The sequence below is a fragment of the Solibacillus sp. FSL W7-1464 genome (genome assembly GCF_038004425.1).
In the GTDB taxonomy this organism is placed as follows: domain Bacteria; phylum Bacillota; class Bacilli; order Bacillales_A; family Planococcaceae; genus Solibacillus.
Window position 1 is genome coordinate 2657391 of record NZ_JBBORC010000001.1, and the last position, 21459, is coordinate 2678849.

Genomic DNA, 21459 nt, shown 5'->3' on the forward strand with positions numbered 1-21459 from the left:
TTACATATAAAGTGCACTTAAAAAAATTCCTAAAGCTTCTTCGTAAATTTCACCAAACTGGCTGATTGGCAATGGGTTCGTTCCTAGTCCCAGTTCGACTGTAAAACCTGGGCGGCGCCAATCCTGAATAAACCAGTCTTTATACCCCGCATAGCTTTCAATTGTCTGCACCGGCTTATATCCGCTTACCCTTGCAAATACATTGACAAGCTGTTCTGTTTCAGGAGGTTCCAATCCCATGAATCCCCAATAAATAACTTGCCCTTGTGTATGGAAAGCCAAGACGCGCGCAAAATCCCGTTCAACTGTCAGTCCGGCCATTGCGATGGATTCCGGTTCGGATAGCGGACTTTCCCCACCATAGTCCCGCGGCCCAGGCGTTTGCGGATTTCTTTCTCTTTCCCGTTCCCATTCAGCGGGGAACTGGTCGTTCAGATCAACCCCATTAATATTCGCTTTCCACGCTGAGAAATCTGTACTGCCGCCATTCCACCCGATAAGCTTGTTGCGGATACTTTCATCCTCCGGAGGTCCATTCAGCACTAAATCCACTCCGTCCGGATTTACCATAGGTACAATATTTAAATTGGTTTGATTGTACAATGGCAATGTATAAAGCCCTCGTATTGCACCATTGTTCGTAAGCGACAGGAGATAGTCATTAAGAAACGTCATGACAACCGGTGTCGTAATCCACTCATTGGCATGAAAAGAAGCATTAAAATGCACACGTTTCTGCCCGTTCCCCATCGTGAGCCCCGGAATTTCTTTATCTAATACAGAATTGCCGATCGGGTCATTAACGATAAACGGATAGATTGCCTGCAATGACCGAATATCCTGCACCATCGTCCTGTAATCATAATCCTGTTCACCATTCACAACTCTCCATGTTACACGGACAGGCAACAGCAGCCGTAGACCGACTTGAAGTACGTATGGACTGAGTACAGGATTGAGCAGAAAAAGCGCCTCCATCGGCATATTAATTCTTTGTGCTATCGACCAAATCGTATCTCCACGTTGAACCGTATATGGACTTGTCACATAACCGGGAATCTGAACGGGTTGGTTGGGCATTAGTGCCTGTGCATTCAAATTCCGGTTTGAGTCAAGTATCAGCTGAAAAGGAACATTAAAAACCTGGCTGTAATACCAAAAGGAATCACCCGGCCTTACGAAAATTTCCACAAAGCTCCTCCCTCAATAAAATCTTCAATAGGAAAGTATATGAATGCGGGGGAATATTTAACACGGTTCGAGAAATGACTAATTCAGGATCTTCCATAGCTTTCGTTATCCCCAAATATTTCGAGATTATCTTATTTCTATAGTAGAAAATAAGAGCACAAAAAAGAAGCAGTCAATTGCTACTGCTTCCCTCCAAATTTAATAGATCAATTTCATTTTCATCATACCAGTACTTTTCTGCTCTATCTATGTATGTTAAAAAGTCTTCGTAGACTCCTGTCCAATTTTCCGGTACAAAGTCCTCGTAGGAAGCTGGTTCTGAATAAAGTGAGTAGAGTTTTCTTTTATCGAAATTTACGTATAACGAAGGCATAAAACTATAAAAAGTGTCCTCTTTTGTTTCAGTAAGTAAATTTAATTTAAGCCTTTCTCTTAATTCTTTTGCTGAAACAGCATACTTTGCCATTCTTGGCGCAAATTCTGCATATGAATCCTCATCTAATATATCTATGCCTTTCCTTTCATCATCTTCTTCGATAAAAGAACCCATATTTCCAAGTCCCACTTCTTTAAGTTTCTTTCTATATGCCTCTTCTAGTTTTTTTCTATCTAAAAACCACAAATCTTTCTGTGAAACATACCATTTGAAATGATTATCAATTAATACACCTACAATAATATTCTCAAGTGCTTTAGGTTCCAATAACATATGTTTCAACTCCGTTTTATTATTTTTCTTACTCTACGTTTTCGAACCAAATTTTCTATTTTGAAATCATTTACCAATTTAACTCCAGGTAATAATTCACTTTGAATATTTGAAAATTCCTCGATTAATATATTTTCATCAAACTTATTCAACTTCATTACCTTCAGATAGTCGAGCTATTAGTTCAACTTCATCTTTTGTCGGGGTATCTTTTATGCCAATTATGTTTCCTTGCTTATCCCATTCAGTATATTTTAAACAAATGCCAAACTTATACTCTCCTACAAATTTGAGTTCTTCGCTTTCATACCAAATTTTTCTTATACATCTCGTTTGTCCTTTTACCATGTAATCTGCAGATTTTACTTTTCCATTATTGTAAAATTTTATATAATCTCCTTCTTTAAAACCATTTTTACAATAACAATAATACGCAATATTCCCATTATCAAATAATTCGTAAGCTAAACCTGTAAATGGCTTTCCTCTTTCATCTTCTGGATTGTCTAGTACTTCGTCGCTGTATGAGGTAAACCATAATTCCTCATCAAAATCTATACCATGAATTAATACATATTCTTTACTTAGTATATCCTTTTTATTTTCCACTTTTTTTCACCTCTGAACTATACTCAAATCCTTCAGTAATAAAGTTACAATGTGGGCAGGTCGGCATCATCATACCGAACTTCACCCGTACCCTTCCCAACAACTATTATCGACGTACTCTAAACAAATAGCCACCATATCTGTTTGTAATTCTGAAAAGTAATCCTCAAATACCTTCACATAAACACCCCTAATTCTCTATACTTGTAAACCTCATACGACCATGTCCCCCTAACTTTGTTTTACTTTTCTATTATTTTTGACTGCACTTTCCGTGTTCAGATAACCGTTTATATCAAAATTGAAGCTTTTAAATCTTATTTTGCAATACAGTATGACAAGCTGCTCCGGCAATACAAAGATGAGTGTATAAAATATGCCAAAAGGCAAAAAGACGAGCGTGATTGTTTCATATAAATCGGACGAACCGAATTTCACAACAAATTGAATAAGAAAAACAAGGGCCGTACTGCCGATGATTACAATCGGAATATAGGATTTCGTTTCAAATTTACCACGCATTTCTTCGCTCCTTGACCCTGCTCGGTAATGCCCTTTTTTAAGAAGTAAATAAAAGCGGATCCATGTAGCTATAAACAATACGCCTGCAATGGAAAGTGTAATCCAAGTTAAATTTAGTAGAGATTCAACTGTTGCACCGTCCTGTTCCCCTAAAAGAAATAACGGGGACAGGAAGAAAAATACGGAAAAATTTTGTGTCATGATAATCGACAGGAAGTACTGAAGCTTCTCCATCTTTTTAAAAACGAAAGGAATAGCGAATAGAAGAGACAATAAAATAATGATCCCTGTAAACCACATATGAATTGTTTTAATGTTTTCGTATTTTGGATAGATTGTGTATTTACCTGCAATATTATAAGTCAGATAGAAACACAGTGCTTGCAGGAAAATGCCTAAAACAAGCACCGATGTCAATGAATTCGGACTTTGTCTACCAGACTCCAGCGGTCCCCGTAATACTGAGAAATCTTGTTCGGATAGTTTTTTTAGCATGCGTGAAAACCTCCATTTCATCTCAATACTATATAACCTTAATTATTCAGGTCAATACGGATTCGACAAAAGAGGGAGTTTATACTAAGTATTAAATTTTATATAAGTAAACACTATCATTTATGTATCTTCATTTTGAAAAAATTTATAACCTATGTCCTTTCGTTTTCCAAGGAAATCAAAGTAAGTTCTTACCCTTGAATTACTTAACGGCAAATTCAGAACTCACTTCGACATCTTGGTATTGTTAGCCCCAGAAATTAACTTAAGGTCTATCTGGCAATCTTGCGGCTCTTAAGGGAGTTTCAACTTACCTTCCGATTACTCGATTTAAATAATGCTGAAATTAAAATACAAAGTATTAGCCCTATACCTAAATATCCCATTACGACATACAACCTACTAATCAATGTTGTAAAGCCGACTAAACTAATCGCAAAACCAACGATACATAACAGATTGACCGTGACCTTAAATGCAAAACGATCCGGTTTTACGATTCGTACAGCCAGTATATAAAGAGTTCCTACAGCGGTACTGTAAATCATTGCCAGCAGCACGAAGGACATAATGATTCCTACAGCAGGATGAATTTGTTTTGCCAGTTCCAGTGTCGGCATCTCCACACCTGCCACAATATCCATTTTGACAAATAGGGCAATATTAATGAGCAATATAAGCAAACCTAGAATAATGCCTCCTAAAGCACCGCCTCTTCTTGCAACCTTTCTATCTGTAGCCGTGCCCCCCATTACAATAAGCATTGCCGCACCTCCCGCAATATTGTACGAAACATATATGACAGCACCAGAAAACCAGTGCGGGGTTGCAGAAGGCTGACTTTTTGCGATTGCATTCAGTTCACTTATTGGATAATTCATCGTAAACAATGAATAAATTAAAAGGATAAAAATGATACCAAGTAAATAAGGCATGAGCGCCGCCAGCATTTTAATGATACTTTCCACATTAAGCATCAGTGTTACTACAACGAGCAGCGCCATTAACAAGCTGCCCACCGATGCATTAACACTGTACATTTGATTGAATGTAGAGCCTGCCCCAGCCAGCATAACAACCGCAACCCCGAACAGCACAAAGGAAATCAGCTGATCCAGTACCGTACCAAAAAAGCGTCCACCAATAAAATGAATCCCTTCCTTATGGGAAGTTGTCTGCAAATCCGAACCAATCTGTGCAAGTGTCATCCCCAACATCGTAAAAATAATCGTTGCTACAATACATCCAAACACACTCATTAACCCAAAACTAGTAAAGTACTGCATAATCTCCTGGCCTGAAGCAAAACCTGCACCGACAACTAAACTGACAAACGCCCCTGCAATTTGAATACTCTTTTTCAATTCGCACCTTCTTTATATTTCTATTTATCATAGATACTTTATGTACAGGCATGTAGAAAACATGCTTGAATATAAAAAGAAGAGAATTCATGATGAAAGTCGTCGCAACAAAAAATACTTTAACCGCTATTTTTCTGGGCGGTTAAAGTATTATAGAGTGAAATATAATTCTTCTAATAACTAAACTTTACACGAACAGATGCGCTTACTGTCATTGTTCCAGGTTCTATCGGCGTCACTACCTGTCGGCTGCTTAACTGCATCGCCTTGTACGGAATCGGAGCAATCGTTTGCTCTTCGATTATTTCCACCGGCACTGTGTGTAATGTGACGCGCATCGTTTTAGCCATAGCTGTTGCTTTCCCTACGGCATCGATCAGTGCAAACTGAAGGGCCTGCCGGTAGTAAACATCTGTATCCGCTATTTTAAACTCGATAGCGGATACATGGTTTGCTCCATTTTGAATTGCCGTATCAATTACCGTCCCTACTTGACCAATATCGGCTATTTTCACTGCTATGGCGTTCTGTACTTCGTAGCCCCTTAGCACCTGTTTTCCATCTATGAAATCATAGGTTGGAAAGATATTGTAAGCAGCTGTCTGAATCGATTCTTTTGGAATCTTTAAAGCCATTAGTGAGTCCAGTACACGATTCATAATGACCGCATTTTCCCGCTGAATCGTACTGACATTTTCTCCTTGCGTCCGAACTTCGATTTGTACTTGCGCATAATCAGGCTGAGCAACAATTTCACCATTCCCTGTAACGGTCATTTCCCGTGTGATAGGGACTGGTTGAAACATCATTTGTGGGTGATGCAAGACCTTCCACCTTTCTTATAGCCGGTTTCTGTTATACTATGCACTTTATTACGTGGAGTTGTTTAATGCTATGGTGAATTAAGGATAGTTTCAAAAAACATTAAGTCAAAAAAATTTATAAGTATTCTTACCCGCCATTTTTGCCTGATATAAAGCTTTGTCCGCTTGTTTTAGGAGTGTTTTCAGACTGGAAGTATTTTCTGCCGCATACTGGACTATGCCAAGACTTGCGGAAAGTTGGTATTCGTTATCCCATGTATTGAGATACTCAAGAAGTATTTCAGCCTGCTTGGCAATTTCTTCCCTAGAAGAGATATATGGTAAATTTATAATAAACTCATCTCCCCCCAACCTCGCTGCAAATACATTTTCCTGATCTTTAATAAATTTTTCAATTCTTGATGATACTCTTTTTAGAATTTGATCCCCTGCGTCATGACCATGCAGATCATTTATCTTTTTAAACCCATCCAAATCAAGAAAGAATAAAGTCCCTCCTAATTCTGAATATTCCTTGAAAAATGCGAAAAGGAATTGCCTGTTGTATAGTCCCGTCAAAGAATCTTTATAGGCCAGTTTTTCCAGCATTAAATAATATGAAAACATCTTCGCTACTTTTTGAAGTAACCTGATGCTTTTTGTATCAAAGTGAGCAGCATGATGATGTACAACACACAATGTGCCAAATTTTTCGCCATTTTCCAGGGAAATCGGGATACCCAGATAGGAGTTAATATTAATTTTTTCGCTTATTTTTTTCAGCTCTTCAAAATCCGTTTCTTTACTTATATCCTCGAATATTAACGGTTGATTTTTTTCGAAATCAATTTGATTACATGCCGTTTGATTAAGTGTTATTGCCATTCCTTCAGCCAATAAAATATGTGAATCTTCATTTGAAAGTTTAAGAATAACTTGCTCATTTTCCGTAAATGAACTTAAATAAATCAGTTTGTCGGGCATAATTTCTTTAGCTAGTTCTAATACATCACTGGCGAGTTTATTAAAATTTTGATACATCTTTAATTCCTGCATTGGTAACACCATGAAATTACCCCCATTCTAGAATATCCGTTTGAAGTTATAGATTATATAAACATTGAAAGTTTTTATAGTAACAGTTAATTATCTCAAATCAATATTAACATATATAAATATGTCGTTATCCATAATTCATTTTCTTCCACTTTGCCTATTTTACATAAATAAGGAAATAAAAAAAGGAGCAGTCATTTGTAACTGCTCCCTAATTTATCTTATTTCAGGATAATAAGGTAATTCTAATAACTTTTCTATAAAAATTGTTCGTTGAATAGAATTGGATTGATAATATTCGTCCAAGCATTCCTTTAACAGAGTACGCTTTTGTTCTTTTGAAAATTGACCACCTTTCACCAGTTGCCGGACTTCCTTTAAAAATGATAAGTATTCCGGGTCAATCCCGTCAACAATGGCTGCGAAGTCGTCCCGCAGATTTTTGGCGAGCATCGGACTAATACCACTCGTTGTCACCGCAATCGTAATTTCATTTTTCTCGTACATTGCCGGAAAATGAAACGAACTATTTGCCGGATCATCGACAATATTAAGGAGCTGGTGCGGGTGGCAGCTTTCTTTAACCAGTTGATTTACCGCTGCATCATCTGTAGCGGCGATGACAAAAAGTGCGCCTTGCACATCACTAGTTTGAAAAGATCTTTCAATATACTTGATTCCACCATCATCTACAAGGGCCTGCAAACGTTCGTTAAGCACTGGACTTACGACTGTAATATCCGGTTGGAAGCGTAATAACGACTTGATCCGCTTAGCCGCAATTTTTCCGCCTCCTATTACAGCCACTTTTTTATCCCGTATATTGACCATCATCGGAAACATCGTCAGCTTCGCACTTCGCTTAGTACATGGAATTGTCGGCCATCCGTTACTGCATCTACATAACCTTTACGAATCGTGAAATCACCGAAATGTTCGCCTTCGATACGTTCTTTTGCATACTCAGAAAAAATTGGTGCAAGGATACTTAAAATTTCTTCTTCACCGATATTTTCTTTGTAGATTTTGTTTAGGCGCTGCCCTTTAAAGTCGCCGCCCAAGTACAAATTATATTTTCCCGGTCCTTTTCCGATAAAGCCGATTTCGCCCATTGCTGCCCGTGAACAGCCGTTCGGACATCCTGACATGCGGATTCCGATCTCGGTTTCACGCAGTCCGTTATCCGCCAATATCTCATCAATTTTTGTAATCAATGAAGGCAAATAGCGCTCCGCCTCTGCCATTGCCAAGCCGCATGTCGGTAAAGAGACACATGCAATTGAATTGCGGCGCAGTGCTGAGTAATGTGCACCGTCCGTAATGTTGTAGGTATTTAACAACTTATCAATGACTGTCTTTTTCTGTGGGGTTACATCAGCGATTAAAAGATTCTGGTTTGGTGTTAATCGGAAAACCCCTGTATGCACTTTCGCAATTTCACGCAAGCCTGTTTTTAACTGATAATCCTCAAAATCTTTAATACGCCCGTTTTGGATAAACAATGTAAAATGCCACTTTCCATTTTTGCCTTTTATCCAGCCGTACTCATCTCCTGTACGATTGAATGTGTATGGTCTTACTACTTCTAGCTCCCACCCTAAACGGTGATGCAGTTCTTGTTTAATAAAATCCAAACCTTTTGTATCCACCGTATATTTAAAGCGGGCTTTTTTACGTTCCGCCCGATTTCCGTAGTCGCGCTGGATTGTTAAAATTTTTTCGGCTGTTTCAAGCAGACGTTCTTTTGGGATATAACCGATTAAACGTCCTAATTGCGGGTATGTTTCTTTATCACCATGTGTCATACCCATCCCTCCGCCTACCGCGACATTGAAGCCCAGCAGCTCGTCATTTTCGATAATGGCAATAAAACCAATATCCTGTGAAAATACGTCAATATCATTGCTCGGTGGAACAGCAATACCGATTTTAAATTTACGTGGTAAATACAGGGCACCGTAAATCGGCTCTATTTCTGTTTCCTGTGTTCCATCGTAAACTTTTTCCCCATCGAGCCATAGTTCATGGTATGCACGAGTACGTGGCAGTAAATGCTCACTTAACCTTGCGGACCAATTATAAACTTCTTCATGAAATGCCGATTGATTCGGGTTAACATTACACATCACATTCCGGTTTACGTCACCGCATGCTGCGATACAGTCAAGAAGTGCTTCATGGATTTCCGACATATACTTTTTGACATTCCATTTTAAAATGCCATGCACCTGGAATGCCTGACGAGTCGTTAACTTCAGCGACCCATTCCCGTACTTTTCGGCCATCTCATCCATTACAAGCCACTGTTCCGGTGTTGCCGCGCCTCCTGGTGTTCGGACACGAGCCATAAATTGGTAGGCTGGCTCCAGCTTTTGCCGTTCACGTTCTGTACGCAGATCACGATCATCCTGCAAATAGCTCCCATGAAATTTCATGAGACGATTATCATCATCCGGAATTCCCGAACTGATTGGATACTGCATTGTTTTCTCTAAAGTCCCACGCAAATAATTACTTTCGTCTTTAATACGCTCGACATCATTCGGTTTACCCGGCTGTGGGGGAAGTACGATTTTCTGACTCATCTGCCTATCTCCTATCTCTGTTAAAATTAACGGTCAAAAACTGCTAAATGGTTTAATATACGTCTCGCTGATAACGTTTTTGGCTTTTCAGCTCATTAAAATATATTGAAACTTCTTCATCTGTTTTGCCGCCCTGTTCCGCAACAATTCGGCGCAATGTCTGATCCACATCATGTGCCATATATTTCTCATCACCACATACGTAGATGACCGCACCATCATTGATCCATCTATATACTTCTGCTGCATTTTCAAGCAATCGATGCTGTACATATACTTTCTGTTCTGTATCGCGAGAGAAGGCTACACATAAATTCGTCAATGTCCCATCTTTCAGCCAGCGCTGAAGTTCAGTCTGATACAGGAAATCTGTAACAAAATGCTGGTCACCGAAAAACAGCCATGCACTGCTTTTGATTCCTTCCTCCGCACGTTCTTCCAAAAATGAACGGTACGGCGCAATGCCTGTACCGGCACCTATCATAATAATTGGTGTTGTTGTATCTTCAGGCAGACGGAAATTCGGGTTTTTATGAATATAAACCGGAACCTTATCCCCGATTTCAATTCGCTCTGCCACTTGCCCCGACACAACTCCTAGACGTTCACGTTCATCTACTTCATAGAAAACTTTACCGATTGTTAAATGCACTTCTTCTTCATTTGCCTTTTGGCTGCTTGCAATCGAATAGAGGCGCACCGGATTTTTACGAAGCTGATCAACAAATTGCTGGGCAGTCCAGTTGAAAGGACCAAAAGTTTGCACAACATCCAGCAAGTCGCGTCCATAAATATATTGTTTCAATTTCACATCATCTTCCAGCAACTTCTCCAACTTTTCATTCGTTGAAAAGGCAGCCAGCTTTTGTAGTAATGGTTTGGTCAAAACGGTAATTTCAAAATGGAAAGTGAGTGCTTCACTTAATGTTTTAGACTGGTCTTTCACAGATACTATTTCCGAGCCTTCAAAGCCAAGTGATAATAGTAATGCGGTTACTAAGTTTGCATCGTTTTCCGGAAGGATGCCGACACTGTCACCTGGTTCATAAGTCAAACCGGACCCTTCCAATGAAAGCTCCAAATGCTGCGTTTGCTTATTCGATCCACGGCCATTTAAGTTGATGCTTTCCAGAACTTCCGCATAAAAGGGATTATTTTTATCGTATACGGATTCTTCAGATGTCCTTACCGTAACCGGAGACTTTTGTAATTCCGGCAGTTTGTCCGGCGTATTTTGTGCCAGTGCTTCCGCGACGTTCCCGATCCACTCGGATGCAAGATCGTCATAATCCAAATCACAGTCAATGCGAGGTACCAGCCGATTACCGCCCAGTTTTTCTAATTGTTCATCAAAATCAATTCCTGTTTTACAGAAAAATTCATACGAGCTATCGCCTAACGATAATACAGAGAACGATACATCCTCCAGTTTCGGTGCACGTTTTCCATAGAGGAAGCTATGGAAGGAAATCGCATTATCCGGTGGATCACCTTCACCATGCGTGCTTGTAATAATGAAAATATTTTTCTGTTTCTTCAGATTATTCACTTTAAAATCGGACATTGCTGACAGGGCGACCTCAATCCCCTGTGATTCCAGAGCCGTTTTCAATTTATTTGCAACACTTTGTGCATTGCCAGTCTGTGAACCGTATAAAATGGTTGCCTCCTGTTTGACCGCCTCCAGTACTGCAACGGTTTGCCCTTGTTCAGTAACCGTTACTTCAAGCGGCTGACTGGAATCTTCAATTGTTTGTATGGCGCTTAAATAACCGTTTAACCAAACTCTTTGATAGTCCGTTAATGTCGGATAAAGCTCATTGATTAATTTTGTCTGTGCCTCGGAAAATGGGCTATTATGCAGATTTAACGTCAAAACTTCCACCTCGCGAATCTTGTTTTATTTCAATCTTATTTTTTCGTTTTTTTCAATTTGTACAACATGACCGTCCTGAATAACTAAAGTCACTGTTCCGTATTTGACGGATGCAACCGTATCTTTAATTTTCTCGATCGTTTGGGTAAGTTCATTTGATTTCGTCATTATTACATGCCTCCTAATTTTCAGATAACCTCTTGCACTCTTTCCAGCAAAACATTCCGTACTTTTTCGTTATAGCCTAAATGGCTGCATAAAATAACGGAAGATGGATCAAAGTCAAGCGACAGTATTTTCTTTTCGATTCCTACACTTAAAAGTCCTGAAAACAATAAATAAGGTACAATAAAAACTTGCTTTGTGTGCTTGGTTTTCAGTTCAACCAATGTCTGTTCAAAAGAAGGACCTGCACCATATAAAAAACAGGATTTCACTTCCCGGAAGCCGTAAGTCACCTTTAGCTGTTCACTGATTATCGCCATATCTTTTACTACGGCATTGTCGCTGCTACCTCTGCCGATCAATAATACTTCTGCGTCTGCATTAATCGGCACCTGCTGTTCAACAATTCTTTCATAGACTGTTTCAATTAAAGCTGAATGAATTCCAAAAGTGCGCCCGATTGTAAAATTCACATGAGGAAAACGTTCTTTTGCGATCTTTATTTCGGCAGGTATATCTTCATTGGCATGCTGGGCCGTTAATAATAAAATCGGGACAACGGAAATATGTGTTGCACCTTGATTGACACAGTTTGCAATGCCTTCAACAATATTCGGCTCGACCAGTTCCAAGAAGGCGGTTTCCTGAATTTCGACGTCTACATACGATTTTGTTTTATCAAGAAACTGTACCGCTTCTTCAACCCCCTTATGCAAACGTGTGCCGTGCCCGACATATAAAATTGCCTTCATCCCAGTCACCTGCCTTACACAATTTTTTCCTTCAATCTTTTATCCTGTTGTACTGTCTGCTCATACCATGCTATTTTTTCGCGTAATGCGACGACTTCCCCCACAATAATGATGCTTGGGTTTTTTACATCGTTTGCTCTGGCAATATCAACGATCGTCCCAAGAGTGCCTGTTATCGTCTGCTGTTGTTTGAAAGTTCCCATATGTACTAATGCAACGGGTGTTGATGCGTCACGTCCATACGTTAAAAGTTGCCGGCAAATATAAGGTAAATTACCTACTCCCATATAGATGGCAAGTGTATCAATTCCCTTTGCCAAACTCTCCCATTGTATGGAATCGTCCTTTCCTTCACGCATATGTCCTGTGACAATCGCAAAACTGGAGCCCAATTCACGATGCGTAACCGGGATACCTGCATAGGCGGGTGCCGCAATGCCAGATGTAATGCCCGGCACGATTTCAAAAGGTATGCCGTTTTCCGCTAAAACTTCCGCTTCTTCAGCACCACGTCCAAAAACAAATGGATCGCCGCCTTTTAATCGGGTCACCGTTTTACCTTTCAAAGCATGGTGCACTAAAGAAAGGTTGATATTTTCCTGAATCATTGCATGACGGTTCGGCAATTTGCCGCAAAAGATTAGCTGTGCCCCGCGCTTTGCGTAAGAAAGCAAGTCATTGTTAATTAATCGATCATATAAAATTACGTCTGCTTCTTGTATACAACGCAAGCCTTTTACGGTAATTAAATCCACATCACCAGGACCTGCACCTACAATATATACTTTCCCCATTCAATTACTCTCCTTTATAAAAATAAAAGTCCCAATATTCTTACAATAAAACATATGATACATGGAAATTTTCTACAAATCAATAATACCAAGTAAAAAAATATGAATAATTAGAATAATAGTCCAAACCGATTATTTTTAATTACTCTTAAAGTCTTTCATAAAAATAAGCTAAACAAATTCGTTTAGCCCATTTTAATGTTACACAACTCTATATAGCAACGACCAATACTGTTAACAAAGGTAAAAAAAGAAAAGGCACTAAAAATACAGCCTCCTCTAATGTGTTTGGTGAGAGAAACGTATTTTTAGCGCCTTTAGTTGTCTAATCAGCACAAAATTATTTATTAAGAAGTAGGTTACTTATTCAATCCCTAGTAAAGCACTTAACTATAAAAGTGTTAACAGTATCGTACCGATTTAATTCTTATTCGTCAAGTAGGTTTTTAAAATAATTTAAATTTTCAGGAAACTAAGGGAAAAGCACTGCACTTGGTTTATACAAATTCAGCGCTTTCTCTCAGTTTTCATCCTTCTGTTTTCTTGATACAAAAACAAGCAAGAAAAGCATGAACATAGTCATTACCAAAAATACAATGGCATCCCAAAATGCGGCACGATTGCCTGCTCCGACAAGGTTCAAATAAATAGTTGTGTACGTATAGTAAAGCTGAGGTACAAAATACAGGACTGCCAGAATTAATGTTAATACAACTCCCACTATGTAAACCACACTATACAGGCGAATCATATTCCATTCATTTTCAAATATTTCTTTATAAGTTTCTTTATCTTTTTGATGTTTTTTAAATAAGGAGTTCAAATAGATTTTGCCGTTTTCCATCAAGTTATAACAGCCTGTTAAATTTTCCACAACATAATAAACATCCGTTTTCATATAGAAACAGCATTGGTAGATACATTTTATGAAAATATCCAACACGATGATCCCAAGAATTCCTATGAAACCTGAATACGGAAAAAGAAGCATTAGAACGAGTGACAGGAAAAGAATGACCTGCTCAAAGGACATTCCGGCAAGATACAGGATATTTCTCTTTTTTTGATCGAGTTTCCAAGCTTGAGTGAGGTCTGTTTCAAAAACTATAAATAACAGCCGATTTCCGATACTTAATTTAGCAGGCAAGTCATGCGCTCGAATGGCAAGAATATGTCCGAACTCATGAATGAAAATTAGTACTAAAGAAATGGATAGATATATAAGAATATTCAACACCATAGAATCGAACAGGAATATATCTTTGTAATGAGGAAAAAGCTCCGGATTCAGTATGAGAATGATGATGTTTGCAATGAAGAGAAGCATGTAGATTTTGTTCATCGCTCCATTAAAAAATAGACGCCCCACCGAATACGGAATCCATAGAAAACCACCCGAACGTGATGTGAATTTAGCCTGCTCTTTTTTTACGATCACACCATCTACTTCGTGAACAAGTCCTAACTCCAACAGCTGTTCTACAAAATCAATGATATCCACTTCTTCATGTGGGTACGATTTTTTTAACGCTTGTTCAATTGACACAAGTTCCTCACCATTTTCCAAACGTTTGATAGCATCAATACCAATCTCAGGCAGTTCAAAAAAATCACCGGAAACCGGCTCTTCTACAATATAATGTTTTTTATCTTTTCGAATGGATAACGGACATAGCGTTATTTCGGATTGAAAGGATACCTTCAAAATCTAGCCTCCTCTATAAATTAAAATAGGATGCTATAATTATAGCATCCTAAGTACGTACTTATAATTTTGGTATAAAGAAACACCACCAGCAAGTAACTTTAATTTTTTTTAATTTACGTATTTTCATGCTTCTCTCCCCCTCTCAATTCCAGTATTACAATTGGTTTTAGAGATTCGCACCCATTCCGGGTAAACTTGTTTAAATAACTCTACCAATTTCGGATCAAATTGACTTCCTTGTCCTTCGATAATGCGTTGATATGCTACTTCTAATTGAAGTGCAGGACGATAGGATCTGGATGAAGTCATCGCATCAAAAGCATCCGCTACCGCAGTAATTCTCGCTAAAAAAGGAATTTCTTCTCCGGCCAGTCCATCCGGATACCCTTTTCCATCCCATCTTTCATGGTGGTGATAAATTACGTCTATATTATCTGCAATGCCTTCAACATCCCGAATGGCTTTTGCACCAACAACAGGATGTGTTTTAATTATATCAAACTCTTCATCCGTCAACATACCAGGTTTTGTCAAAATTGAGTCAGGAATGCTAACTTTTCCAATATCATGTAATAGACAGGCGTAATAGAAATAGTTTAACTCAGCAGGTTTAAACTTCTCTGTAGCCTCTGCCATTTTCATTGCATAAGCCGCTACACGTTCACTGTGTCCACGTGTATAAGGGTCTTTCAACTCCAAAGTAGCAATAACTCCTTTAACAATCCCTTCTAATTGTTCATCATAGGAATATTTCAATGCTTTAATATAATTTAAGAAACGATGAAGTAAGATAAAGGAAATTAACGCTAGTATTATATTAACAATTATAGGAAATAAAATAACGGGATCCTTTATAAATAAGCCTACCAGAATATATTTTAAAATGACACCTAAAGTTACATAATATGTAAATTTTTTACTGACGAATATAGGAGAGAAAAGGATTAAAACAACTTCTACTAAATTTCCGCTTGTGTATGCGAGAGTACTATCCTTATAATACAAAATGTCTGAAAATAGGTTAGTAAAGAAATAACCGAAAAATATTATATATTTTACAAACCCAGTTTTATTCCTTTTAATTAAATAAATAGAGAAAGGAATAAGCCCTAATATGATGCCATATTTAACATACATAAAATCGTACCAGACGGTGCTGTTACTACCCGTATCAAGCCATGGAAAATGTGGAAAAAGACCATAATATAAAATATCATAACCTAAAAAAACGACATAAAATAATAATAAAAATAGTACCGTTGAATTCTTTTCTTCTTTTAAAAAAGTAGTTTTCTTCATTTTTTACCTCACAATTAAATTACTACTCAATAGATCTTATGTTACACGTACCATTATAGCACGAGTTTGGAAATTAGTTCTATATATCCATAATTTAAATTTCCCGTTTTTTTATTTATTTACTCTTTTAACCATAATATATCCACTATGTACCTATATTTTTTAATAAAGAATATTCATTAACTACTTTCAATAAGGCTATCTCAACAATACTCCTATATCTTATGCAACACAATTCCTAATTTTAAATATTTCTATTAACTTAAGTTTATACAAACACTTTAAGTCACCTAAATCTAAAGACTCATTTAGACAAAAAATTCACCTCCTTAAATATAAAAAGACCTAATCTCAAATGTTGATTAGGTCTAATCTTATAAATATTAAAACGGGTACTCTCGTGGGTCTGTCTGAACTGAAATCCATTTTGTCGTTGTAAATTCATGGATTGCCCATTCACCGCCATAACGGCCCAAGCCTGAAGCTTTCTCACCTCCAAAGGCAACAATCGGTTCATCATTCACTCCCTGATCGTTGACATGAATCATTCCCGTAATAATCTGTTTAGCCACTTCAACACCTTGTTCTGTTGTACCGGCATGAACGGCACCGCTCAGTCCATAGTCACTGTCATTAGCAACACGAATCGCTTCCTCTTCACTATCTACAACAATTACACCTACAGCAGGTCCGAAAATTTCCTCCTGTGCTATCGGCATATCATTTGTAACATTCGTCAAAATAGTAGGAGCCAGTACATTTCCTTCCACTTCACCCCGTAAAGCGTATTCCGCACCTTTCTCGATACTTTGGTCGATTAATCGTTGAATTCGGGCGATTTGTTTATTATTAATGAGCGGACCGACAACCACATCATCATTTTTAGGATCCCCGTATTTAATTTTGGATGCTCTATCCACAAATGCTTTTATAAACGCATCATAAGCCGGACGTTCAACAACAATCCGATTCAGCGACATACAAATCTGTCCGCTGTTTAAAAATTTACCGAAAGCGGCAGAAGCAGCTGCTCTTTCTACATCTGCATTCTTCAAGACGAGCATGACATTGTTCCCGCCAAGTTCTAGAGCCACACGTTTTAAATTTCTTCCGCATACCTCTCCAATATGGCGTCCTACCTCTGTAGAGCCGGTAAAAGAAATAATTTGAGGAATAGGATGCTCAATAAATGAATCTTTAATTTCGGATGAGCTGCAAACTGTAATATTTAACAATCCTTTAGGAATGCCGGCCTCTTCAAAAACTTCACCCAAAATAAGCCCGCCTGAAATCATTGTCTGCAGATCCGGTTTAAGCACAACTCCATTCCCCGTTGCCAATGCCGGAGCAAGTGAACGCATCGTTAAATGGAACGGGAAGTTAAATGGACTAATAATCCCTACTACCCCCGCCGGATTGTGATATACCCGATTCTCTTTTCCTGGAATGATGGATGGCATGATTTTCCCATGCATCCGGAGCGGGAATGTAGCCGCTTCTTTCATTATGCCAATCGCGCCACTAATTTCAATATTGGCTTTCGTGTGGGAAGCCCCGTTTTCTTCAACTAAAATCTGAACGATTTCTTCTCGTCTTCGCTCTACAATTTGGGCAGCTTTTTCTATGATTGCTTGTCTTTGATAAGCATTAACCTGTTCCCATTCTTTTTGTGCTTCTTTGGCAGCTTGATACGCCTCATCTATGTCTTTTTCATTTGCCAACCGAATTTCTGCAATCGTTTCCTCGTTGTAAGGATTCTGGTCTACATATACTTTTTCGCTGTTTCCTTCTCTCCATTCGCCACCAATAAACTGCTTATTCCAATTTTTATTCATAGGTATCATCCTTTCCAACGTTAAAAGCGGTAGAATTTCACTCAAAATGCACGCGTCTTCATTAAATGCATGTACATATATCACTTAATACCCTTGATTCGTCATTTTATTACCAATCATTTTCTTTTATTTTCTTATAAGAACATTCTCTTCTACTTAAGCAATTTGCCACGTTAGTATAAGTGAAAATCTTCACAATATACATGAGCTATGGGTGCATTTTCAAATACACATTGAAATAAACTGAAAAACATACTATTATTCCCAGTAATATATTGGTAATATTATGTAAAAATAACAAGGAGGTCCATATGAAACTACGTGTCTCATCCGTTCAATACCATCTTCATACGATTCGATCATTTGAGGAGTTTGCTCAGCAAGTTGACCATTACGTGCGGGCTGCCCTTGAATTTGAAACAGATTTTATTTTATTCCCTGAGTTTTTTACGACGCAGCTGTTATCAATAGGAAACATTAAGGGGGAACCTCTTTCCATCAATGAGCTTCCTGACTTTACAGTGCAGTACCTTGATCTATTTACAAGCTTAGCTGTTAAAACAAAGACGCATATTATCGGCGGTACCCATGTCATACGGAACAATGACAAACTCTACAATGTCGCTCACTTATTTTATCCGGATGGCACTGTTGCCACACAGGCGAAACTTCATATTACCCCAACCGAGGTAAACGAGTGGAACATGGCGGCAGGCGAAAGGCTACACCTTTTTGATACAGAAAAAGGTAGAATTGCAATTTTAACATGTTACGATATTGAATTCCCTGAAATCGTACGAATGGCAAAAGCTCGTGGTGCAGATGTTATCTTTTGTCCCTCTTGTACAGATGATCGCCACGGTTTCCATCGTGTACGATACACAAGCCATGCCCGCGCAATTGAAAACCAGATATATGTTGTTACCGCTTCTACAGTCGGGTCGCTCCCAACCATTGATTTTATGCGCATGAATTTTGGACAGTCCGCGCTTATTGCACCAAATGACGTCCCGTTCCCGCCGCGTGGAATCGTCGTTGAAGGAGAGCTCAATAACGATATGGTTGTTACGGGGGATTTAGATCTGACACTGCTTTATCAAGTACGCGAAAAAGGCTCAGTAACAACGTGGCGTGACCGTCGTACCGATTTATACAATGATTGGGAAAGCAGTTTTATCAATGTACCGTAAACAGTTTTATGTGTTTCAAGACAGCATGCCAATCCTTGCGACAATCCGGAATTACACGCCTGCAGATTTTGATGCCCTTATCCGTATTCAACAGGATTGCTTTCCTCCCCCGTTTCCTTCAGAGCTTTGGTGGAGTAAAGAACAGCTTGTAAGTCATGTTACACATTTCCCGGAAGGTACACTTTGCATTGAAGTGGATGGGCAACTCGTCGGTTCCATGACATCATTGCTCGTTGATTTTGACCCAAATGATCCCATACATACGTGGGAAGACATAACGGATAACGGCTATATCCGTACACACGATCCAAATGGCGATACACTCTACATTGTTGACCTTTGTGTGAGCCCAGCTTATCGCAGTTTAGGGCTTGGCAAATGGCTCATGCTTTCGATGTACGAAATCGTCATTGAGCAAAAGCGCGTTCGTCTGCTTGGCGGCAGCCGGATGCCGAACTATCACCACCATGCCGAGCAGCTTTCACCAGAAGCGTATATTGAAGCCGTTTTGCGTGGTGAAATACACGACAAGGTCATTTCGTTTCTACTACGCTGCGGTCGCATGCCAATACAAGTTGTCCCACATTATTTAGAGGATAAAGAATCGCATCATTATGGTGTATTAATGGAATGGCGCAACCCTTTCGTCCAAATCAAGGAGGCTTATTAATGGATTATCATCGCATTACATCGATTACCGATCCGCTGTTTGCAGATATGTATGAACTATTAAAAACGGTGTTTCCACCGGAAGAAGTATTAGCATTTGAATTATGGAAAGAACCGCTGGAAGATCCAAGCATTCGCGTATTTGTCGCTGTCCATGAAAGTGAAGTCGTTGGGACAACAGAATACCGTTACTATGAGGATTTAAATGTGGGCATGACCGATTTTACAATTATCGGACGGGAAGGTATTGGCGTCGGGCGATTTTTAGCAACTAAACGTGCGGCAGATTTACAAGCATTGGCCCAGAAAAACAACAGGGAAATGGCGGGCATGTTTGCAGAAATCTATGACCCGTATCGTGTAGATGACCACGGCTTTGGCGGAGTAAAACCAATGGACCCGTTCGTACGCCGTGAAGTGTTATCACATTTAGGCTACAAACGCCTAAACTTCCCGTACGTCCACCCATCATGGCAGTTGGACGGGACAGCTGTTAGCGGACTTGATCTATGCTTTATGCCGGCCGACTATGAGCAAACAGAGTTGAATGCACCGCTTATTGCAACATTTTTAAAGACGTACTATGCTGTATTGCCGGTGAAACCAGATGCATGGGTAGAGATGATCAAGGAGCTCGATGCTAAAGAAAGTGTGGAATTGTTGGCAATCTAGTAATAATAAATTTCAAAGAAACAAAAAAGCTGCCGTCTGCAAAACACAGATGACAGCTTTAGTTTTTTCAGGTTCCCTGTAACTATAACCCAGTATGATTTTTTCGATCCATCAACTTAATGTATTCGTCTAAATAAACTTTTTCTGCATTGGAAGCTCTATCCACTGTATTCATGGCGCGGTGCCATAATGGATAAATAGGTTCCAGTGCTGTCAGGTCATTAATTTGTGAGATCTCGTCGTTTGTTAATTTCAAATTATATGATGCAATATTTTCATGCAACTGTTCTTTCGTTCTTGCAGACAAGATAATTGAATCTACATTTGGTCGATCACGCAGCCATGCAAGAACAACTTGCGCTATAGTTGCTTTATGTTTAGACGCAACATCTTGCAGTAAATCGATTAGATTATAAAACAAATCCGGATTTTTAATATATGTTTCCGGCCAGCCATTCCCTTGTCTCGTACCTGGTTCGAACATTTTGTTTCTTGTAAATTTACCAGTAAGCAGCCCCTCACCAAGTGGAGACCTGATACTGTTAGCAATGCCCAATTCTTTACCGGCCGGCAAAATTTCGTACTCTGCTTCACGAGATTCCGGTGTGTAATAGATTTGCTGTGCAATTGGCGGTATCATATTATTTTCTACTGCCCATGTATGGGTCTTCGCAAGTGCCCACCCGTTGTAATCGGCTACACCCCAATGACGAATTTTCCCTTTCTTAATTAAGTCATTCATCTCCTGGACCGTTTCGCTAACGTCTACTTGACCGTCCCAACAATGTACGTAATATAGATCAATATAGTCCGTACCTAGTCTTTTTAATAGCGTATCTATCGATGAATCAACATTGATTAAAGCTCCCGTATCGGTTGGTTTATCGATCAGCTGAAATCCTTTTTTACTGCTGATGATCATATCCTGGCGTTTATCTCGTATCGCTTTGCCAAAAATAACTTCCGCATCACCTTTCGCATACATATTCGCTGTATCAAAATGGTTGATGCCCTGATTCAGTGCATAATCCACCATATAATTTGCAGTTGCCTGTTCCATGGGACCCGCTTCTTCAAGACCATTTGTACTAAACATCACCGTACCCAATGCATATTTAGAAACTTTCAAATCTGAATTGCCAAATAAATTATAATCCATCATTAT

General features: G+C 38.9%; 20 protein-coding genes and 1 pseudogene. 3 read left to right on the forward strand and 18 right to left on the reverse strand.

Annotation, left to right across the window (positions count from 1 at the left end):
* The 17 genes and pseudogenes from MKZ25_RS13145 to MKZ25_RS13225 all read right to left on the reverse strand — a co-directional run bounded on the left by MKZ25_RS13145 (nt 1) and on the right by MKZ25_RS13225 (nt 17763).
* A complete protein-coding gene (locus MKZ25_RS13145) occupies nt 1-1191 on the reverse strand; it encodes a M14 family metallopeptidase (RefSeq protein WP_340801910.1) in 1191 nt (396 codons plus the stop codon).
* Nucleotides 1192-1363: 172 nt separating this feature from the next.
* Entirely contained in the window at nt 1364-1900 is a 537-nt protein-coding gene (locus tag MKZ25_RS13150; RefSeq protein ID WP_340801911.1) for a hypothetical protein, read from the reverse strand.
* 144 nt (nt 1901-2044) lie between these two features.
* Nucleotides 2045-2509, reverse strand: a complete 465-nt coding sequence (locus MKZ25_RS13155; RefSeq protein WP_340801912.1) for a hypothetical protein — start codon at nt 2507-2509, stop codon at nt 2045-2047.
* A 105-nt stretch (nt 2510-2614) separates the two neighbouring features.
* Nucleotides 2615-2689: pseudogene (locus tag MKZ25_RS13160) on the reverse strand (DUF600 domain-containing protein); the annotation flags it as partial.
* Between the two features lie 51 nt (nt 2690-2740).
* Nucleotides 2741-3526: an ABC transporter ATPase gene (locus MKZ25_RS13165; RefSeq protein ID WP_340801913.1), complete on the reverse strand. Its 786-nt coding sequence runs from the start codon at nt 3524-3526 to the stop codon at nt 2741-2743.
* Between the two features lie 305 nt (nt 3527-3831).
* On the reverse strand, nt 3832-4890 hold the full coding sequence (locus MKZ25_RS13170; protein WP_340801914.1) for a YkvI family membrane protein: 1059 nt from the start codon (nt 4888-4890) through the stop codon (nt 3832-3834).
* A 173-nt stretch (nt 4891-5063) separates the two neighbouring features.
* A complete protein-coding gene (locus tag MKZ25_RS13175; RefSeq protein ID WP_340801915.1) occupies nt 5064-5714 on the reverse strand; it encodes an SIMPL domain-containing protein in 651 nt (216 codons plus the stop codon).
* A gap of 105 nt (nt 5715-5819) precedes the next feature.
* A complete protein-coding gene (locus MKZ25_RS13180; RefSeq protein ID WP_340801916.1) occupies nt 5820-6761 on the reverse strand; it encodes a sensor domain-containing diguanylate cyclase in 942 nt (313 codons plus the stop codon).
* A gap of 204 nt (nt 6762-6965) precedes the next feature.
* Nucleotides 6966-7592 carry a precorrin-2 dehydrogenase/sirohydrochlorin ferrochelatase family protein gene (locus MKZ25_RS13185; protein WP_340801917.1) on the reverse strand — a complete coding sequence of 209 codons (627 nt, stop codon included), beginning with the start codon at nt 7590-7592 and terminating at the stop codon, nt 6966-6968.
* A 2-nt stretch (nt 7593-7594) separates the two neighbouring features.
* Nucleotides 7595-9334 (reverse strand): assimilatory sulfite reductase (NADPH) hemoprotein subunit, encoded by a 1740-nt coding sequence (cysI, locus tag MKZ25_RS13190; protein WP_340801918.1) that lies wholly within the window; start codon nt 9332-9334, stop codon nt 7595-7597.
* A 52-nt stretch (nt 9335-9386) separates the two neighbouring features.
* Nucleotides 9387-11210: an assimilatory sulfite reductase (NADPH) flavoprotein subunit gene (locus MKZ25_RS13195; protein WP_340801919.1), complete on the reverse strand. Its 1824-nt coding sequence runs from the start codon at nt 11208-11210 to the stop codon at nt 9387-9389.
* Nucleotides 11211-11234: 24 nt separating this feature from the next.
* The gene (locus MKZ25_RS13200) at nt 11235-11378 is read right to left on the reverse strand and encodes a YezD family protein (protein ID WP_340801920.1); all 144 of its coding nucleotides are present in this window, start codon (nt 11376-11378) and stop codon (nt 11235-11237) included.
* Between the two features lie 20 nt (nt 11379-11398).
* On the reverse strand, nt 11399-12127 hold the full coding sequence (locus MKZ25_RS13205; RefSeq protein ID WP_340801921.1) for a sirohydrochlorin chelatase: 729 nt from the start codon (nt 12125-12127) through the stop codon (nt 11399-11401).
* A gap of 14 nt (nt 12128-12141) precedes the next feature.
* Nucleotides 12142-12921, reverse strand: coding sequence for a uroporphyrinogen-III C-methyltransferase (gene cobA / locus MKZ25_RS13210; protein WP_340801922.1), 780 nt, complete (start codon nt 12919-12921; stop codon nt 12142-12144).
* Nucleotides 12922-13441: 520 nt separating this feature from the next.
* On the reverse strand, nt 13442-14626 hold the full coding sequence (locus tag MKZ25_RS13215) for a peptidase (protein WP_340801923.1): 1185 nt from the start codon (nt 14624-14626) through the stop codon (nt 13442-13444).
* 126 nt (nt 14627-14752) lie between these two features.
* Nucleotides 14753-15928 (reverse strand): HD-GYP domain-containing protein, encoded by a 1176-nt coding sequence (locus tag MKZ25_RS13220; RefSeq protein ID WP_340801924.1) that lies wholly within the window; start codon nt 15926-15928, stop codon nt 14753-14755.
* Between the two features lie 383 nt (nt 15929-16311).
* Complete coding sequence (locus MKZ25_RS13225; RefSeq protein WP_340801925.1) at nt 16312-17763, reverse strand: aldehyde dehydrogenase family protein; 1452 nt, start codon at nt 17761-17763, stop codon at nt 16312-16314.
* A gap of 311 nt (nt 17764-18074) precedes the next feature.
* Here MKZ25_RS13225 and MKZ25_RS13230 point away from each other — a divergent pair, with 311 nt between their 5' ends.
* Genes MKZ25_RS13230 through MKZ25_RS13240 form a run of 3 tightly spaced genes read left to right on the forward strand, consistent with a single transcriptional unit; the run spans nt 18075 to nt 20294 of the window.
* Nucleotides 18075-18953, forward strand: coding sequence for a carbon-nitrogen hydrolase family protein (locus tag MKZ25_RS13230; RefSeq protein WP_340801926.1), 879 nt, complete (start codon nt 18075-18077; stop codon nt 18951-18953).
* Nucleotides 18943-19623 (forward strand): GNAT family N-acetyltransferase, encoded by a 681-nt coding sequence (locus tag MKZ25_RS13235; RefSeq protein ID WP_340801927.1) that lies wholly within the window; start codon nt 18943-18945, stop codon nt 19621-19623. The genes MKZ25_RS13230 and MKZ25_RS13235 overlap by 11 nt, the downstream gene beginning before the upstream one ends.
* Nucleotides 19623-20294 carry a GNAT family N-acetyltransferase gene (locus MKZ25_RS13240; RefSeq protein WP_340801928.1) on the forward strand — a complete coding sequence of 224 codons (672 nt, stop codon included), beginning with the start codon at nt 19623-19625 and terminating at the stop codon, nt 20292-20294. The genes MKZ25_RS13235 and MKZ25_RS13240 overlap by 1 nt, the downstream gene beginning before the upstream one ends.
* A gap of 82 nt (nt 20295-20376) precedes the next feature.
* Here MKZ25_RS13240 and MKZ25_RS13245 read toward each other — a convergent pair whose 3' ends face one another.
* On the reverse strand, nt 20377-21453 hold the full coding sequence (locus MKZ25_RS13245; RefSeq protein ID WP_340801929.1) for an aldo/keto reductase: 1077 nt from the start codon (nt 21451-21453) through the stop codon (nt 20377-20379).
* Nucleotides 21454-21459: the final 6 nt, after the last annotated feature.

Excerpts from the sequence above, each read along its gene's own strand:
- MKZ25_RS13230 (WP_340801926.1), top strand. The coding sequence starts at position 18,075 with ATGAAACTACGTGTCTCATCCGTTCAATACCATCTTCATACGATTCGA.
- MKZ25_RS13240 (WP_340801928.1), top strand. The coding sequence starts at position 19,623 with ATGGATTATCATCGCATTACATCGATTACCGATCCGCTGTTTGCAGAT.
- MKZ25_RS13225 (WP_340801925.1), bottom strand. The coding sequence starts at position 17,763 with ATGAATAAAAATTGGAATAAGCAGTTTATTGGTGGCGAATGGAGAGAA.
- MKZ25_RS13205 (WP_340801921.1), bottom strand. The coding sequence starts at position 12,127 with ATGAAGGCAATTTTATATGTCGGGCACGGCACACGTTTGCATAAGGGG.
- MKZ25_RS13245 (WP_340801929.1), bottom strand. The coding sequence starts at position 21,453 with ATGGATTATAATTTATTTGGCAATTCAGATTTGAAAGTTTCTAAATAT.
- MKZ25_RS13235 (WP_340801927.1), top strand. The coding sequence starts at position 18,943 with ATGTACCGTAAACAGTTTTATGTGTTTCAAGACAGCATGCCAATCCTT.
- MKZ25_RS13165 (WP_340801913.1), bottom strand. The coding sequence starts at position 3,526 with ATGCTAAAAAAACTATCCGAACAAGATTTCTCAGTATTACGGGGACCG.
- cobA (WP_340801922.1), bottom strand. The coding sequence starts at position 12,921 with ATGGGGAAAGTATATATTGTAGGTGCAGGTCCTGGTGATGTGGATTTA.
- MKZ25_RS13150 (WP_340801911.1), bottom strand. The coding sequence starts at position 1,900 with ATGTTATTGGAACCTAAAGCACTTGAGAATATTATTGTAGGTGTATTA.
- MKZ25_RS13185 (WP_340801917.1), bottom strand. The coding sequence starts at position 7,592 with ATGTTTCCGATGATGGTCAATATACGGGATAAAAAAGTGGCTGTAATA.
- MKZ25_RS13200 (WP_340801920.1), bottom strand. The coding sequence starts at position 11,378 with ATGACGAAATCAAATGAACTTACCCAAACGATCGAGAAAATTAAAGAT.
- MKZ25_RS13220 (WP_340801924.1), bottom strand. The coding sequence starts at position 15,928 with ATGAAGAAAACTACTTTTTTAAAAGAAGAAAAGAATTCAACGGTACTA.
- cysI (WP_340801918.1), bottom strand. The coding sequence starts at position 9,334 with ATGAGTCAGAAAATCGTACTTCCCCCACAGCCGGGTAAACCGAATGAT.
- MKZ25_RS13180 (WP_340801916.1), bottom strand. The coding sequence starts at position 6,761 with ATGGTGTTACCAATGCAGGAATTAAAGATGTATCAAAATTTTAATAAA.